Consider the following 13,237-nt stretch of genomic DNA (forward strand, 5'->3'; position numbering starts at 1 on the left):
ATAGAATGACAGGATTAACTTTGCTTGAAAGAAAGCGAAAAGCATTTATTAACGCCAAACTCGGCGCATTACAAAAGAAACACGGTTGCCATTCTGTCATAGTTAAAGTGAATGGAACTAATTGTAGGCTGGACTTAGATGAGGAAATATTGACTCTCGCTTTAATTAAGTTCTTTGAAGATGAACTGGACGAACACCAACATAAATTACATGAACTTATAAATACATATGACAGCTTTTACAACAAGCACGGAAATTTAACCGCAGAAGGCAATGGGTTTATGAATGAAATTCTAAAACTGATCGCTAAGAAAACGGAGCCAATAACATGACAAAGAAAACCTATTTATATTTTGCTGATACAGCTATTCAGATGGAAAAAGAAGAAAAGTACGATCTGGCAGCCGAATATTGGGGAAAGGCAAGGTATTTAGCCACCAATTTAAAGAACCAATTATGGGCTGAATATCGCCAAGAGAATAATGAAAAAAGACATTCATTACATCATAGTCATAGCGCTGCATTAAGAAGCCAAAAAGAAAACCGGCGCATGGCCGCGGCATTAAAACGGCACATGAAAAAACAGGTGGTGAATAATGACTGCATATGAACAGGCAAAAGAATTAGCACGGAGTTTGGAATTGAAAGGTTTGTTTCGCCGCGCTGCCAATAAATGGGGTAATGCACTTTCATTATCTCAAGACAAAAAACAAGAACAGGAATGTATCAAAAATAATCTGCGCTGTGTTCGGAAAGCGCAAATCAAAATACAGGAGGGGTTGTAATGACTAAGAAAAATGAATTAGTACCAGTGTCAGCTAAAGAATTACAGATTGTTGAGTATCGCGGCCAGCGTGTTGTGACTACTGAACAGTTAGCGGCGGGTTATGGTGTTGATGTTAACAATATCAAGGTTAACTATCATCGAAATCAAGATCGCTTCATTGAAGGTAAACACTACTTTGATATCGAAGGTGATGAACTTCGAGACATGAAGAACTGGGTATCTTTAAGTAACTCAGTTGGTAAACGTGCGCGTAGTCTCAGGTTGTGGACAGAACGCGGCGCAGCGAACCACTCCAAGATGTTAGAAACAGACCAAGCATGGAACTACTTTGACGATCTGACTGAGTTCTACTTCACTCGTCGCGACAGTATCACAACGGAAGCTGAGCTACTCAGTAATCCCGCGAAGCTACGTTCAATGCTGTCTGTGTATGCCGAAAACGTCGAGCGCCTTGAGGGTGAAAATAAAACCCTGAGTGCCACCGTGGACAGTCTGGAAAAGCACTTTACCAAAGGCATGACCATTCCCGCTTTCTGTAAGGGTTTGAATGGTGTGAATACCACCAAAATCATGTGGTGGGCAATGGAGCGCAACTGGCTCTACAACGAACAAAAAGACCCGGAGAAAAAGCCGCGCTGGCGTGTCGCTTCATACGCCCGTGATCGCTATCTCACCGAAGACGAAAACGAAATAAAGCCTCATGGACAAGATCCCTTTATCACCCGCACCGCTGTGTTGCTGGAGAAAGGTTGCCATCGCCTGTATGCCCTGTACATGAAAGGCGAACTTCCCATGAAGAAGAGCTGGAACGGCGAATACCAACACGATAAAGCAGTTTATACACCGGAGGGCAAGTAATGAGCAAACACACTAAAACAGCATTTGATTACGGCAAGTATGGCGTGATTGTCATCACTGAGGCGGCGAATACTGAAATCGTAGGTTATGTAGAGGCACTGAAATCATTAGACGCGGGTCAGTATGACCGCGATTTATTGCTGGGTTTTGATTTGGTACTAGCGATTTCTCATGGCTGGAAAGCAGGCTTTTATAAGCCCACCAGCGAACAGAGTGTGATGCTATGGCGGTGGATTGTCTCAGCCTCATTTATCCGGGAGCAAATAGACAGAAACGGCACCCGTGAGGTTGATAACGGTCAGGGCGGCACTGATACCGCCGCTATTTATATTAATGGTGTATCCGCAATCACGGTATACCCACTAGCAGAGCGCCTGATGCTGGCAACCCATGTTGAGGGGTTCGCCTTTGAGCAGTTCGGTAACGAAGAGGGGGCGGACATAGCGGTAAAAATGTACATGGATTTCGTTAATAAGCAGCCAGAGGAAGGTAACTGGTTATCCGAGAAAGGGCGTGAGGGACTTTCTATCCTGCACGATAGCTTAATCGAAGCGGTCGAGTCTGGTGAGTTTGACTCTATGCCGATCTTTCATTGAGAGGAGGCTCACATGATAACGAAAAACTTTCGCCTCAACGCATTCGCGAATACTTACGCAGCCGCTATCTATCACGATGTAACGACCCGTAACGGCGGCGATCACTTCACGATGCAAGTTGGAAAAACAGAAATCAATGTCGCTATTGTCGATGGAATAAAAGGCATTCGTGAACTGGTGGATAGTTACGCACTGGAAGCGCTACAGCAGAATTACCCAGCATGGGAAGTCATCGCTATTAACCTGATGGAAAAATGTGTAGTCAATGGCTGTCTGACAGGTTACGGGCGTGAAATATGGCAAAGCATGATCAATGACATGGGCGACACGCTGGCAGCCAAGGGGATGTTTCAATGAAAATCAAGTATCAGGACAAAGGCAGCACAGCGCAAATCATTATTGCCAGTTTTATTACTGAACGCCGCAAGCACCATCGTTGCGTTGATGCTGCCCTGTTAGCTACGCCTGTTCGTGCGTTTTCTGTTGGCTTCCTTTTCAGAAAGACCACGATCACAGGTAAAGCAAACCACATGATGCGTGCTTACAAAATCATTTGCAAGGAGGCAGGTCGTGACTAAGGAACACCGCCAGATGGTGGACATTAACGACGAACTGGTCAGAACGGTAGTCTACATCGACGACGGCAGGGATCACACCAAGCGGCATACCCACCGCATGAGACGTAACCAACATATTCACGAGGGCATTTGCCCTCCTCTGCCACCCGCACCCAAAGTGGCAGACGTGAAGATAACGCCGAAGAAAAACAAAAGGGGGAAGAGAAAATAATGAAAAGCAAATTATTACCTGTGGTTGTTGGTGTCGAGATTCCTCTTGATGAGTTCGGGCGCTACAACCTGAATACATTACATAAGGCCAGTGGCGAGAACGAAAATAAAGCACCTAACCAATGGTTGAGAACCAAGTACGCAAAAGAGCTTATCGCAGAACTGGAAGCTAAGTTATTGAAAAACAATCAGACGGCATATTTGCAGTCTGGTCAAAAAGCAGTCGATATAAATAATGGTGGCTCTTCACCGGGCACTTACGCACATGAGCTGATAGCCGTCTCTTATGCAGGGTGGATTCGACCGGATTTTCAGCTTGACGTGAACCAGGCATTTATCGATTTCAAATCGGGAAAATCAAACATCGGGATTAATGCCCTGCCGTCTCTCGATCACATGGTTGGAAGATTTGATGAGTTACGCCACCAGCTCGCACGGGATGAAAGGAACGAAGCTGAGTTACTTTCTGTGTGCAGCCAAATCATGAACGCACGAAAAAAGACCAAAGGGAAGCGCCAGAAAATGATTAGCGCACTGGAAGAAGCGGGCCAAATGGCTATCGACCTAGATAACGGAGAAGAACAATGATCAGCATCGATAACGCACAGAATGAAATGGGTTTATCCGGTCACATTGACGACGGACGCGAGTGGGCAGATTGGCTGTTGAAGAAGGCGGATGAAAGTAAGAAAGCCCAAGGAGGGATCCCTTGGGTCAGCGTTCAGGACAGAATGCCAGAAGATGATAACGGATGGAGATGGACTCGCCCCTGTCTCGTTTATGTTTCTTTTGGTTCCATGTCCAGGGGAGGCTATGACTATTGGGATACCGAAACGAAACAATGGGAAGAACACGAAAATCATGAAGTCACACACTGGTGCTATATGGATGATGTTCCCGCTCCGGTAACAGAGGAGAACTGACATGAAAATCAAAACGAGTGAGCTGACAGGTAAGGCGTTGGATTGGGCTGTATGTTTGGCTATTGACGGTACTGTCAACGAAGGTAATACAGAGGTTGTAGCACCTAACAGCGGGTATTACTTGCTAAGTAATGGGCGCGGGAATTTCACCCCGTCTTCTGACTGGTCTATTTGTGGGCAGTTGATTGAGGCGTTCAAAATTAAATCACAACACAGTGTGCATATTTGGTATGCAAGCTGCAAAAGAGGAATGCTAGCTTTAGGCAGAACACCACAAATCGCCATATGCCGCGCTGTCGTCGCTGCTCAGTTAGGCGACGAGGTTGAGATACCGGATGAGCTGATGGAGGAAAACAATCATGACCAATAACTCATTCCACCTCACCCAAATCATCGCCTCAGTCTGGGGCGATCCGGCTGATATCACCGATGCAGTATGGCAAGCAGGATACCGTAAGCCAGAACGAGGAGAAAAGGAAATCGCTGAACTGATTATTGACATCATGAACGGGGTGCCCGATGAGGTGCCCTACTCTGAAAGACCAAGGAATTTGGACGATATCCTCACTACGGAGCTGTATACCATCATTTTTGAAGGGACACTTAGTGTTATGGCAACACCTGCAATGGTAGCAACGATGATTTTGTGGAACGGGTATCAAAAAGGAGTTGAGTGATGGCAGAGCACCCCTATTTCAAAACCTCGGAACTGGCAACGCGATATGGTGTAAAACCACACACAATAAGGTTATGGTGCGGCAATGGGAAGCAAAAACGAGAAGGCTTCCCAAAGCCCAGGTTTAAATCTGATCAGCTTAACTTTCTACGGCAGGACATTTTTGATTGGAAGACGGGAAACAATTTTAGTTAGTTTTTCCCACCAGCGCTCGTATGCCTCTCTCTGCTCATTCAGGTAGGTGTGCTTATCGTACACCTGCCACACGCCCGGTAATTTATGTCCAATCATAATTTCGGCCACGTGGGGCGGGGTTAATTCAGACACTCCTGTGCGCATGGTTCGGCGCAGGTCGTGGATTGACCAAGGAATATAGGAATCGTCAAAATATTCAGCCATTTTTTTATTGAGAGTCAAAACTATGTAAGAATAACTTCTCTTTGTAAATGGCTCTCCACGGCGCACAGTAAATAGGTATTCACTTCCATAATTCAATGTTTTTGCTTGTTCAATTAACTCATAAGCCGATGGAGTAATTGGCCTAATAATGGGTTTTTTAGATCTTCTGCCTGTCTTGTGATTTTTAGGAGGAACAACCCAAACATCTTTTTCATAATCAAAATCGCTAACTTTAGCTTTCAGTAATTCACCAATGCGACACCCAAATAACAAGCACAATTTTATTATTAGAGCATTGCGTGGATTATATTTAGGGGCATCGATAAGTCGGAAAAGTACTGTTAACTCTTCTTCGCTTAATGTTCTTTCGCCAATTTCAGAATCGAGATCATCAATATTATCACTCATATTTTTGTTACTTACATCACTTCTTTCTACATCAGATAATGGAGTGAGATTGGTTATCCCTCGCCGAACAGCCCACTTATGCGCTTTCTTGGAGTACGTTAATATGCGGTTACCAATTGATGGAACTTCTTTGACAACGCCTTCAATTAAGGAAAGCCAAACATGAAGCGTTACCTCATCATGGGGCAACTTACCAATTTTAGGGAAAACATGAATCTCAAAAGAACGCAAAATCTCATCGGCTTTCACCTTCGAGCCTTGCATCGTTGTTTTCCACCAATCCCGTATAAGACTTTCAACGGTTACAGCGCTTAGTGCGGACTCCTTGCGAACACGCTTAACTATTTTAGGGTTGCGGTATTGCTCCAGCTCCCCACGGTAAAAAGTTACAGCGTCACGAGCATCTTTTAAACCAGTCGCAGGATAGGTTCCTATGTCGATTCGATCCCCTTTGCCATTCCAGCGATATCTAAACTGGAAGACAATTTTCCCTTTAGGGGTGACACGAGCGGATAAGCCATCCCTATCGGATTTGGTAATCATTTTTTCTTGGGGTTTGCCATTGATGGAACGCAGCCATGAATCAGTAATCGCCATATCACTTTCCTCAAAAAAATAATACAGCTTTTAATGTAGTTTATGTACGCACTCGTGTACATTTTTTTCATGACACTAAGTGAATATATGTGACTATTAATGATTATGTAAAACAATAAATAAAAAAATTATAATTAAAATCATGATGTTAATTAAAAATCATGATTGTGTGTGACTGTTAATGATAAGGTATGACTAAGTAAATACATTTCACTTTGAAATGCAGGTAGTCTCTGGCCGCTGGGGTAGCCGGTTTCAGCGTGTCGTCGGAAATTTTGATAAAACTATGCTGCGCCATTCTTGATCCTTTGAGGTCATGGCACAACAGCTTCGGTTTAGGTTCGGGTGTTCAGGCCGATGGAATAATTTTAGCGGGTTACAATCCGTTATGCTACCGACATTTCTGCAAGCGGGACGTATCCAGATTTTGCTTAATATGCCAGATATCATAGGCATTCTGCATTCCCAGCCACACATGCGGGGCACTGCCGATAACCACAGAAAGACGAACCGCCATTTCTGGGGAAACATGCGACTGACAGCTAATCAGCCGTTGTACCGTAGAAGGGGCAACCTCCAGTGCCTTCGCTAATGCCCTGGCACTCATGTTTAAGGTTTCCATCGTTTCTTTGATTAGCTCGCCCGGATGGGGCGGATTATACATCGTACTCATCAGTGATGATCCTCAAGAATCAACAAACCATGTGTCTACTACGAGTAAAACTAAATAATAAACTTGTAAGCATCCAGCGCCTTGACCGTCATTGGTAACCCTTGTTTTAGCAACATATCTAAGAATTCACTTGTCGACATCGGTGGATTTTTTAGTGCTATGCGTTGTTGTCTGACAGCTTCCAGCGCAATGGCGTGATTTAAGTCAAAAAGGTCTGAAATAAATTCGTCCGGATGAAGTGCTTCGACATTGAATTCCTTTAAAATATCGGCAGGAAAATCTTTCAGGTTCATAGTAACGATGACTTCTGCATTTGCACATATGGCCGTTGCCAATACATGGCGATCGTCTTTATCAGGGAGTCTTAATCCTTCAATTAATGACTCAAAACCTGTGACATTGGCATCTGGCAAGGCTTTATTCATTAGCGCTGTTGTGTGTTCCAGCATTTCAGGCTTGATATCAGGGCGCTGTTTCAGTAAATTTCTCTTCCATTCTCCCTGAATAGTGGCTGACCATTTTGGTTGATACAGGCCAGCCAGACCTAAATGCATCAGTAAGTCACGCAATCTTGCCGGATACAGAACACAGGCATCAAGTACCACAGGATAAGGAGAATATTTCATCCTTTAATAACCTAGTTCAAGTTTTTGTGCCTGAGCTGCAAGTTCTTGCATCGCAGCCAAACTGTCAGCATCACGTTGCTTTTTGTATTTCATCAAATCAGAAAATAACACTCGACGATGTCTTCCCGTTTTATGGTGAGGTAATTTCCCTTCTTCCAATAGCTTCACCAAATGAGGGCGAGATACATTCAGTATATTTGCCGCTTCTTGTGTCGTCAGTTCAGCGTGCACCGGTACAATTTGCACAGCATTACCTACTGCTAATTCACCCAGTATATTCATCAACATGGTTAATGCTGAGGTCGGTAATTCAATTGAGTGAAATGTGTTATCTGCACCTTTGATAGTGATCTGTTGAGTTTCTAATTGGGTGGAAAGAAACGCAGCCAGCTCTCGTTGGCTGCGCATTGCGATTTCAATCTCATGCTTTGCCGGAAGATTCAAGCCGGCTAAGGTTGCATTACTCATATGTGTATACCTGGTATGTTAGTCATTATAACGAGTGTAATCGAAACAAACGAAAATCGCAATAAACGAAACAGATAACCGCGTCTTGTACCCATTAACAACTCTTTATAGTGTTAATTTCAGTTCATGCCAGCCCAATGTATTCCAACACGCGGCTTCACCCGAAAAACAGCATTCAGCCACCGGTAAAGACTCACCACATTTTCCACAGCATTGTTCCTGTAGCTCGGCCACCTGCTGTTTTAATGAACGGTCATCCATTCGAATTAACATCGTGAGGTATTCATTGACGTCGTAAGGCTCCCTGCCCGGTCTGCGCAGTGCACAATTGCGCTTCAGCATCGCCAATTCCTGATTATCAAGGAGCAATTCTATTTTGGTAACGCCAGCCTCCTGCTGGCGCTGACGTTGGGCGGCTTTACGTTCTGCGGGGGATTTAGCCATGATTGGATTTCCTGAGCTTATAAACCGAATTGCGGGTACGGATAAAGCCATCAGCATTAAAGGAATGAATATTCTTAACCAATGACGTAATGATTTCAGTGCCATCAGACCAGCGTTGATTAACATCATGGTAAATGCGCCCACTTGCCCGAAGATCAGCGTTACCGTAGAGAATAAACCCTGTCAGCTCGATTTCCGCCGTGTATACCTTGCTTTCCGTGTTTAATTGCTTATCCATCGTTATTCTCCCAGCCAGTCGTAAACAAACCGGATCAACGCCATCACCGGCAGTGAAACCGGAAAGGTCAGCAGCAGGAACAAGGCGAGCATATGGAGCCAGAATTCTTCATCGGTCAGAATTTCCCAGTAACCGATCACTTCGTCTTTTAGGTAATGCAAAAAGTTGTTTGATGTTTTCATTGGTCTTGCCTCTCTCAGTGAGTCTGATTTCTCAATGTCCAAAGTTTTTGTAATTTAATTAATCCCTTGCCCGTCACCAGTGACGTGATACATTCCTGAATGCCGCGTTCCGGGTGTTCCCAACGACCTAATTTCACATCCATCAAGCCTGCTTGTATTTTTTCCTGATACGGTTCATTGCGACGGGTGACCCAGCCGATTTGTCGCAGGAACGCAAACAAACGGGTTCGACCTGTACCTAAAACCTTAGCAACCTGCGCAATGCTGAGGGAACCATGTGACGCAGAGACTTTGTCATGAAATTCAACTTTCGGCGCATCTTCAAAGATCTGGTGCTCTAACTGGTTCACCGCCAGCGAAAGCCGCTCTTTCTCCTCTTCAGCCTGAATGACCATCAGCGCCAGTTGCTTAGCATTGGGTAAAACCGATTGTGGTGTTGTCAGCCTGCCTGAGTGGTAGTCAATAAAGGTTTGGTTAACCTGCAGACGGAATTTTGGGGAAATCCAGCCAGCATATTCGATAGCTAAAAGTTCGTGAGCGAAAGTCCCCCCCGTGCGCCCTGCTTTTTTAACTACCGTGATCTCGGTAGTTTGGTTTTGCAATTCTGAAATTAATTGGATAGTTCCCTCAAGTGCTAGCCAATAACTTGGGCCATGTTTCTTTTCCCTGCCACTTGCCTTATGTAGCGCATTCAGATTAAAACGTCCTTTGGCATCGGTGGTGATTTCAACGCCTGCGATTACGGGCAAGGTTTTCTTATCGATAACATTTAACATACGGGTTCCTTTGTTGAGTCTTACATCACATCACGCCAGTCATTCAGGCATGTTTAAAAAAACGGCTATTCCCTCGATTCCGCTGAAAGTCGCTTGATAACTTCTTTTTCAATCGGTTTAGGTGCTGTCATCACCTGTTTGTAGACTGTCTTTTGAACGGGCGTTTTACGTAATAACACCCGCTGGACATCGCCCAGTGGCATACGGAGCAAAATGGCGATGTACTCTGCTGTTCTGCCGAGCCGAGTGAGTTCATACATGCCCCGGACAATATTCTGGCCATAGTTAAATCGCTTCCCAATGTTGATGCTGGGTTCCGCTGCTGTCACAGGTTTTGCCACTGGAATGAGTTTCGGCTTAGGCTGGTAAGGCTGGCGACTACGTGCCCGTGCTGCTTGATTTAAATCATCAAGAATACGGTCAGTGTGATCGCAGCCATCATCAACAATATGACGGTTATCCAGGATCAGTTTGTTGACATCGTTTTCGTTGTTCATGGGGTCTTGCCTCGTGTTTGTTTATCCGCTTTTGGTCAGAAAGTGTTTTAGTTACTGGTCAGAACACGGCTCTTTCGCCGCCTGTTCCGCGGCCTGTTTCCAGATCCCACGCCAGGCAGCCAATGCCGGTACCTCACTCATCCGTCCTAAACCCGCTTTACGCGCAAGTTGCGCTGCCAGTTCCTGAATACGGTTCGTCGGTGTCCAGCCGGTTGAAAACAGTTGTTGGAACGTGGCATCGCGCTCCACAGTATCGATGGTGATGGCGGTTTCTCCGGCTTTCAGCCAGCGACCATTGACACAGGCAGGACGCCCCGCTTTGTCCCACTTGCATGCTTTATCAAAATACTCCGTGCAATTCTCCGGGCCAAACAGGGTCTTCGGGCGCAGGAAATCACGCATCTTGCCATCTTCTCGCCACTTGGTCGTCAGGTAGTCGGTGATCAGTTTCAGGTCATCTACCGAATAGCCGTCACCCAAACGAGCACGAATATAGCCCATCGTGGTTTTGCCGTTGCGATAGTTCGAATCCGTGACCTGATTGAAATAAATCAGAACTTGCCGGGCCAGGTCGTCGGGTTCGGCGAGAACCTGACAAGATTCTGTTGTACTCTCTGTAGTAATCTCTGTTGTAGTCTCTGTAAGATCAGGCCAATTTGACCCATTCAGAACGGCGCATTCTGACCCGTTGGAATGTGCCAAATTGCCCCTGTCGATAAGGTCATTTTGACCCGCTCGATGGTCTTTGTTTGCGTTGTTCGATGGGGTCATTTTGACCTTATCGGCTAACAATGGGTGTTCATAATTGATTGCGTAATAATTCGTCCGGTCATGGCTGGATTTATTAATTTGCTCAATCCGCAACACCCCCAGCTTTTTCAAATTTGCCAACGCTCGTTTAATGGTGGATTCGGAAAAAAACGGGAATTGCGCTTGCCATTTTTCGACCGTGTTGTAGATCCAGCGGCAGCCATTGACCTCAATACCCGACGACGTTTCTGTCAGCCAGTATTGGATCTGCTGCAAAATAATGGCCTCATTCAATCCCAGGCGCATGGCCAACTCAGGGATAACCACTAGTGGGCGGCTTTTTAACAATAACAAATTCATATCACGCCCTTACTTATTTTTGGCTCTGCCATTTTTCTGTCTTTTGCCCTGTTCCCAAGCTGTCAGCGCCGCTTCCCTGCGGCCTTCATAAATTTCTGACACTTCCTCAAAAGTGGCAGGCTTATCGTTCCGGCGAAAGCCATTGCGATAAGTGATCTTATCGATGGGTTTCATCATTGGTCTTGCCTCTCGTTAATGCACGTTGGTCAAACGGGGTTCAATGGCATTTAACGCAGATACCGCGATGGCTATACGGTGTGACATGTCACGCCCTCCAAGCAGGGTTTCACTTATGGCGGCAGCAAATTCCCTGATCGCAACAGACGCGAGATAATTCAGGCTCTCTTCGTTCATTAACTTCGCCCGCCGTTCTGCCGGCAATGCCGCTTCAATGGCCGGTAACAGTTCCGTGATCTTGCGTTGTGCTGCGTTCGAATCACTGCGCAACCAGCGAAAAATTTGTTGCCGGTTATTGTTTATCGCTTTCCAGTCAGCATTTCCTGTTGCGTCCTCAATCTGACGTAACCGATGGTGAGAACAACCCGCACCTAGCAGGAAATACATACGACTGACTTCAATGGCTACATGCTCCTGCCCTCGCTCCATGGCCCAAGCCTCAACTTCGGCTCTGAGCGTATTGATATCTTGCTCCACGATTTGCGTCTCCTGTCGCAATGTTGATTATTGAAAATCAGATTTCTACAGACTGTGTTGATAAGCTACGTCTTATCGAACGTTCTCCAGGAGGGAAAATATCATCAAGAGAAAATTCACCACCTAGTTCATTTAGTGCTAACACAATTTTCCGGCATGAGTCTAAATCAGGTTTTCTAATACCAGATTCATAGTTGCCAATTCTAGATTGTGACCACTTAAGTTTTTTAGCTAATGCAAATTGAGTAGCTCCGACTTGTCGTCTAGCGTCCGCAATTTTGTTCATGTTTGTCTCCACTTACTTAATTTAAAATCAGTTAAACACAAATCGTGTTATTTGTAAACACAAATCGTGAAAGCGGAATAACACGGTATGTGTTAAATAATGATCATGAAAATGAGTAATCAAATTGGTGCGCGTATCAAGCGCTTTAGAGAGCAATTGGGATTGAGTCAAGCAGCCCTGGCAGAACGCTGTGGTTGGTCATCCCAATCTAGGATAGGTAATTATGAGTCAGGCTCACGCAACGTCAGCGCTGACGATGCAGTGATCCTGGCAAATGCCTTAAATGTAACTCCAGCCGAGTTAATGTTCGGTCCAACTGATTGTGCGAACTTGCCCATGTCTTGTACAACAGAAGAAACCAAACTCACTCCGCGACAAAAAATACTCTTAGAGTTATTTGATGAGCTACCGGATAGTGAAGCTGATCAGCTCTTAAAAAATCTTGAGGAGAAAAAACAACATTATAATCAGCTACTAGAAGAATTATTACATAAAAGAAACCAAAAGAAAGCATAGCACATATCGTTTGCTTGATTATCAATCTATTAAATTATATAAATTTTAAATAATTTCAATAAATGGAAAATCAAAATTTATTTTTTCTGAAAATTTTAGCGTTAACTGATGTGACTATGGCTTTCGCAAGGATTACTTTCTAAAAGAAGGTCATTATTAACCACAACACACCACCCGCTAGGGTGGTTTTATTCATTATTTCATAAATCCAATTCGATTTTTATCCACCTTCCAAATTTAAAATAAATAGCTTAATCATGTACATAGATAATCATAACAAGAAAAATCACATTTCGTGTTGACAACAAAAACACGTTATGTGATTATGATTACATCAACAGCAAACAGGCAGGACGCCCACGAAGTAGCCGCTACCGGCATATGAAGAGGTAGATGATTTGCTCAGACAATACGGCACAGCAGCCGTTTAGGTTAAGTGTTCAAGACCAAATTTGCAGTTTCAGTTGTCATGGAGGAGGAGAACCGCAGCACTCATCGCGACCTGCCATGATTACCACTCGATGACAACTGACTTTTATCTCAACACCAGGGGATACAGTCAGAAAGAGACCAATCACCATTAGCGTGATGCACCAAAGAGGCAACTAAACCGGTCGTCAGCCTTGACCAGGGTAAAGCGACGCTGGATAGCGTAACCAGCACCTTTTAGTTCGGAGACCATCGTCATCTACATGATGATACGTAAGAGGCAATCAATAACCTGACAGCCCGGAA

The 13,237-nt window shown here is 44.8% G+C and carries 25 protein-coding genes and 1 pseudogene; 13 read left to right on the top strand and 13 right to left on the bottom strand.

The window, feature by feature from the left end; translation table 11 throughout:
- The first annotated feature begins 5 nt into the window (after positions 1-5).
- From WDV75_RS11715 to WDV75_RS11770, 12 genes and pseudogenes are all read left to right on the top strand, one after another.
- Complete coding sequence (locus tag WDV75_RS11715) at positions 6-332, top strand: hypothetical protein (RefSeq protein ID WP_273571012.1); 327 nt, start codon at positions 6-8, stop codon at positions 330-332.
- Positions 329-610, top strand: a complete 282-nt coding sequence (locus WDV75_RS11720) for an ANR family transcriptional regulator (RefSeq protein ID WP_273571013.1) — start codon at positions 329-331, stop codon at positions 608-610. The genes WDV75_RS11715 and WDV75_RS11720 overlap by 4 nt, the downstream gene beginning before the upstream one ends.
- Entirely contained in the window at positions 597-785 is a 189-nt protein-coding gene (locus WDV75_RS11725; protein WP_273571014.1) for a PerC family transcriptional regulator, read from the top strand. The genes WDV75_RS11720 and WDV75_RS11725 overlap by 14 nt, the downstream gene beginning before the upstream one ends.
- Complete coding sequence (locus WDV75_RS11730; RefSeq protein WP_273571015.1) at positions 785-1,645, top strand: ORF6N domain-containing protein; 861 nt, start codon at positions 785-787, stop codon at positions 1,643-1,645. Before WDV75_RS11725 ends, WDV75_RS11730 begins: the two co-directional genes overlap by 1 nt.
- Positions 1,645-2,241: a hypothetical protein gene (locus tag WDV75_RS11735; RefSeq protein ID WP_273571016.1), complete on the top strand. Its 597-nt coding sequence runs from the start codon at positions 1,645-1,647 to the stop codon at positions 2,239-2,241. The genes WDV75_RS11730 and WDV75_RS11735 overlap by 1 nt, the downstream gene beginning before the upstream one ends.
- A gap of 12 nt (positions 2,242-2,253) precedes the next feature.
- Positions 2,254-2,598 carry a hypothetical protein gene (locus tag WDV75_RS11740; protein ID WP_273571017.1) on the top strand — a complete coding sequence of 115 codons (345 nt, stop codon included), beginning with the start codon at positions 2,254-2,256 and terminating at the stop codon, positions 2,596-2,598.
- Positions 2,595-2,819 (top strand): hypothetical protein, encoded by a 225-nt coding sequence (locus WDV75_RS11745; RefSeq protein ID WP_273571018.1) that lies wholly within the window; start codon positions 2,595-2,597, stop codon positions 2,817-2,819. The genes WDV75_RS11740 and WDV75_RS11745 overlap by 4 nt, the downstream gene beginning before the upstream one ends.
- Positions 2,812-3,030: a hypothetical protein gene (locus WDV75_RS11750; protein ID WP_273571019.1), complete on the top strand. Its 219-nt coding sequence runs from the start codon at positions 2,812-2,814 to the stop codon at positions 3,028-3,030. Before WDV75_RS11745 ends, WDV75_RS11750 begins: the two co-directional genes overlap by 8 nt.
- Positions 3,030-3,378: pseudogene (locus WDV75_RS22145) on the top strand (KilA-N domain-containing protein); the annotation flags it as partial. The gene WDV75_RS11750 and the pseudogene WDV75_RS22145, both read left to right, overlap by 1 nt.
- A 235-nt stretch (positions 3,379-3,613) precedes the next feature.
- Positions 3,614-3,952: a DUF551 domain-containing protein gene (locus tag WDV75_RS11760; RefSeq protein WP_273571021.1), complete on the top strand. Its 339-nt coding sequence runs from the start codon at positions 3,614-3,616 to the stop codon at positions 3,950-3,952.
- A gap of 1 nt (position 3,953) precedes the next feature.
- Entirely contained in the window at positions 3,954-4,322 is a 369-nt protein-coding gene (locus tag WDV75_RS11765; protein WP_273571022.1) for a phage protein NinX family protein, read from the top strand.
- Positions 4,312-4,629, top strand: a complete 318-nt coding sequence (locus WDV75_RS11770; protein ID WP_273571023.1) for a hypothetical protein — start codon at positions 4,312-4,314, stop codon at positions 4,627-4,629. Before WDV75_RS11765 ends, WDV75_RS11770 begins: the two co-directional genes overlap by 11 nt.
- Before the next feature lie 146 nt (positions 4,630-4,775).
- Here the strand turns inward: WDV75_RS11770 and WDV75_RS11775 are convergent, their stop codons facing one another.
- From WDV75_RS11775 to WDV75_RS11835, 13 genes are all read right to left on the bottom strand, one after another.
- Positions 4,776-6,032, bottom strand: coding sequence for a tyrosine-type recombinase/integrase (locus tag WDV75_RS11775; protein WP_273571024.1), 1,257 nt, complete (start codon positions 6,030-6,032; stop codon positions 4,776-4,778).
- A gap of 391 nt (positions 6,033-6,423) precedes the next feature.
- A complete protein-coding gene (locus WDV75_RS11780; RefSeq protein ID WP_273571025.1) occupies positions 6,424-6,705 on the bottom strand; it encodes a HigA family addiction module antitoxin in 282 nt (93 codons plus the stop codon).
- A 50-nt stretch (positions 6,706-6,755) separates the two neighbouring features.
- Complete coding sequence (locus WDV75_RS11785; protein ID WP_273571026.1) at positions 6,756-7,331, bottom strand: PIN domain-containing protein; 576 nt, start codon at positions 7,329-7,331, stop codon at positions 6,756-6,758.
- A gap of 3 nt (positions 7,332-7,334) precedes the next feature.
- A complete protein-coding gene (locus WDV75_RS11790) occupies positions 7,335-7,799 on the bottom strand; it encodes a helix-turn-helix domain-containing protein (RefSeq protein WP_273571027.1) in 465 nt (154 codons plus the stop codon).
- Positions 7,800-7,904: 105 nt separating this feature from the next.
- Complete coding sequence (locus WDV75_RS11795; RefSeq protein ID WP_273571028.1) at positions 7,905-8,243, bottom strand: hypothetical protein; 339 nt, start codon at positions 8,241-8,243, stop codon at positions 7,905-7,907.
- Positions 8,236-8,481: a hypothetical protein gene (locus WDV75_RS11800; RefSeq protein WP_273571029.1), complete on the bottom strand. Its 246-nt coding sequence runs from the start codon at positions 8,479-8,481 to the stop codon at positions 8,236-8,238. Before WDV75_RS11800 ends, WDV75_RS11795 begins: the two co-directional genes overlap by 8 nt.
- Before the next feature lie 2 nt (positions 8,482-8,483).
- Complete coding sequence (locus tag WDV75_RS11805; RefSeq protein WP_273571030.1) at positions 8,484-8,663, bottom strand: hypothetical protein; 180 nt, start codon at positions 8,661-8,663, stop codon at positions 8,484-8,486.
- A gap of 14 nt (positions 8,664-8,677) precedes the next feature.
- On the bottom strand, positions 8,678-9,439 hold the full coding sequence (locus WDV75_RS11810) for a phage antirepressor KilAC domain-containing protein (RefSeq protein ID WP_273571031.1): 762 nt from the start codon (positions 9,437-9,439) through the stop codon (positions 8,678-8,680).
- Positions 9,440-9,504: 65 nt separating this feature from the next.
- Positions 9,505-9,936, bottom strand: a complete 432-nt coding sequence (locus WDV75_RS11815; RefSeq protein WP_273571032.1) for a hypothetical protein — start codon at positions 9,934-9,936, stop codon at positions 9,505-9,507.
- A gap of 51 nt (positions 9,937-9,987) precedes the next feature.
- Positions 9,988-11,046, bottom strand: coding sequence for a conserved phage C-terminal domain-containing protein (locus tag WDV75_RS11820; protein ID WP_273571033.1), 1,059 nt, complete (start codon positions 11,044-11,046; stop codon positions 9,988-9,990).
- Positions 11,047-11,055: 9 nt separating this feature from the next.
- Complete coding sequence (locus WDV75_RS11825; RefSeq protein WP_273571034.1) at positions 11,056-11,223, bottom strand: hypothetical protein; 168 nt, start codon at positions 11,221-11,223, stop codon at positions 11,056-11,058.
- Between the two features lie 15 nt (positions 11,224-11,238).
- Complete coding sequence (locus WDV75_RS11830) at positions 11,239-11,700, bottom strand: toxin YdaT family protein (protein WP_273571035.1); 462 nt, start codon at positions 11,698-11,700, stop codon at positions 11,239-11,241.
- 37 nt (positions 11,701-11,737) lie between these two features.
- The gene (locus WDV75_RS11835; RefSeq protein WP_273571036.1) at positions 11,738-11,986 is read right to left on the bottom strand and encodes a helix-turn-helix transcriptional regulator; all 249 of its coding nucleotides are present in this window, start codon (positions 11,984-11,986) and stop codon (positions 11,738-11,740) included.
- Positions 11,987-12,097: 111 nt separating this feature from the next.
- Between WDV75_RS11835 and WDV75_RS11840 the strand changes: the two genes are divergently transcribed.
- A complete protein-coding gene (locus tag WDV75_RS11840; protein ID WP_273571037.1) occupies positions 12,098-12,502 on the top strand; it encodes a helix-turn-helix domain-containing protein in 405 nt (134 codons plus the stop codon).
- Positions 12,503-13,237 lie beyond the last annotated feature (735 nt).

This window comes from Xenorhabdus griffiniae, from assembly GCF_037265215.1.
In the GTDB taxonomy this organism is placed as follows: domain Bacteria; phylum Pseudomonadota; class Gammaproteobacteria; order Enterobacterales; family Enterobacteriaceae; genus Xenorhabdus; species Xenorhabdus griffiniae.

Coding starts and splice junctions, on each gene's coding strand:
- WDV75_RS11715 (WP_273571012.1), top strand. CDS start 6: ATGACAGGATTAACTTTGCTTGAAAGAAAGCGAAAAGCATTTATTAAC.
- WDV75_RS11720 (WP_273571013.1), top strand. CDS start 329: ATGACAAAGAAAACCTATTTATATTTTGCTGATACAGCTATTCAGATG.
- WDV75_RS11725 (WP_273571014.1), top strand. CDS start 597: ATGACTGCATATGAACAGGCAAAAGAATTAGCACGGAGTTTGGAATTG.
- WDV75_RS11730 (WP_273571015.1), top strand. CDS start 785: ATGACTAAGAAAAATGAATTAGTACCAGTGTCAGCTAAAGAATTACAG.
- WDV75_RS11735 (WP_273571016.1), top strand. CDS start 1,645: ATGAGCAAACACACTAAAACAGCATTTGATTACGGCAAGTATGGCGTG.
- WDV75_RS11740 (WP_273571017.1), top strand. CDS start 2,254: ATGATAACGAAAAACTTTCGCCTCAACGCATTCGCGAATACTTACGCA.
- WDV75_RS11745 (WP_273571018.1), top strand. CDS start 2,595: ATGAAAATCAAGTATCAGGACAAAGGCAGCACAGCGCAAATCATTATT.
- WDV75_RS11760 (WP_273571021.1), top strand. CDS start 3,614: ATGATCAGCATCGATAACGCACAGAATGAAATGGGTTTATCCGGTCAC.
- WDV75_RS11765 (WP_273571022.1), top strand. CDS start 3,954: ATGAAAATCAAAACGAGTGAGCTGACAGGTAAGGCGTTGGATTGGGCT.
- WDV75_RS11770 (WP_273571023.1), top strand. CDS start 4,312: ATGACCAATAACTCATTCCACCTCACCCAAATCATCGCCTCAGTCTGG.
- WDV75_RS11775 (WP_273571024.1), bottom strand. CDS start 6,032: ATGGCGATTACTGATTCATGGCTGCGTTCCATCAATGGCAAACCCCAA.
- WDV75_RS11780 (WP_273571025.1), bottom strand. CDS start 6,705: ATGAGTACGATGTATAATCCGCCCCATCCGGGCGAGCTAATCAAAGAA.
- WDV75_RS11785 (WP_273571026.1), bottom strand. CDS start 7,331: ATGAAATATTCTCCTTATCCTGTGGTACTTGATGCCTGTGTTCTGTAT.
- WDV75_RS11790 (WP_273571027.1), bottom strand. CDS start 7,799: ATGAGTAATGCAACCTTAGCCGGCTTGAATCTTCCGGCAAAGCATGAG.
- WDV75_RS11795 (WP_273571028.1), bottom strand. CDS start 8,243: ATGGCTAAATCCCCCGCAGAACGTAAAGCCGCCCAACGTCAGCGCCAG.
- WDV75_RS11800 (WP_273571029.1), bottom strand. CDS start 8,481: ATGGATAAGCAATTAAACACGGAAAGCAAGGTATACACGGCGGAAATC.
- WDV75_RS11805 (WP_273571030.1), bottom strand. CDS start 8,663: ATGAAAACATCAAACAACTTTTTGCATTACCTAAAAGACGAAGTGATC.
- WDV75_RS11810 (WP_273571031.1), bottom strand. CDS start 9,439: ATGTTAAATGTTATCGATAAGAAAACCTTGCCCGTAATCGCAGGCGTT.
- WDV75_RS11815 (WP_273571032.1), bottom strand. CDS start 9,936: ATGAACAACGAAAACGATGTCAACAAACTGATCCTGGATAACCGTCAT.
- WDV75_RS11820 (WP_273571033.1), bottom strand. CDS start 11,046: ATGAATTTGTTATTGTTAAAAAGCCGCCCACTAGTGGTTATCCCTGAG.
- WDV75_RS11825 (WP_273571034.1), bottom strand. CDS start 11,223: ATGATGAAACCCATCGATAAGATCACTTATCGCAATGGCTTTCGCCGG.
- WDV75_RS11835 (WP_273571036.1), bottom strand. CDS start 11,986: ATGAACAAAATTGCGGACGCTAGACGACAAGTCGGAGCTACTCAATTT.
- WDV75_RS11840 (WP_273571037.1), top strand. CDS start 12,098: ATGAGTAATCAAATTGGTGCGCGTATCAAGCGCTTTAGAGAGCAATTG.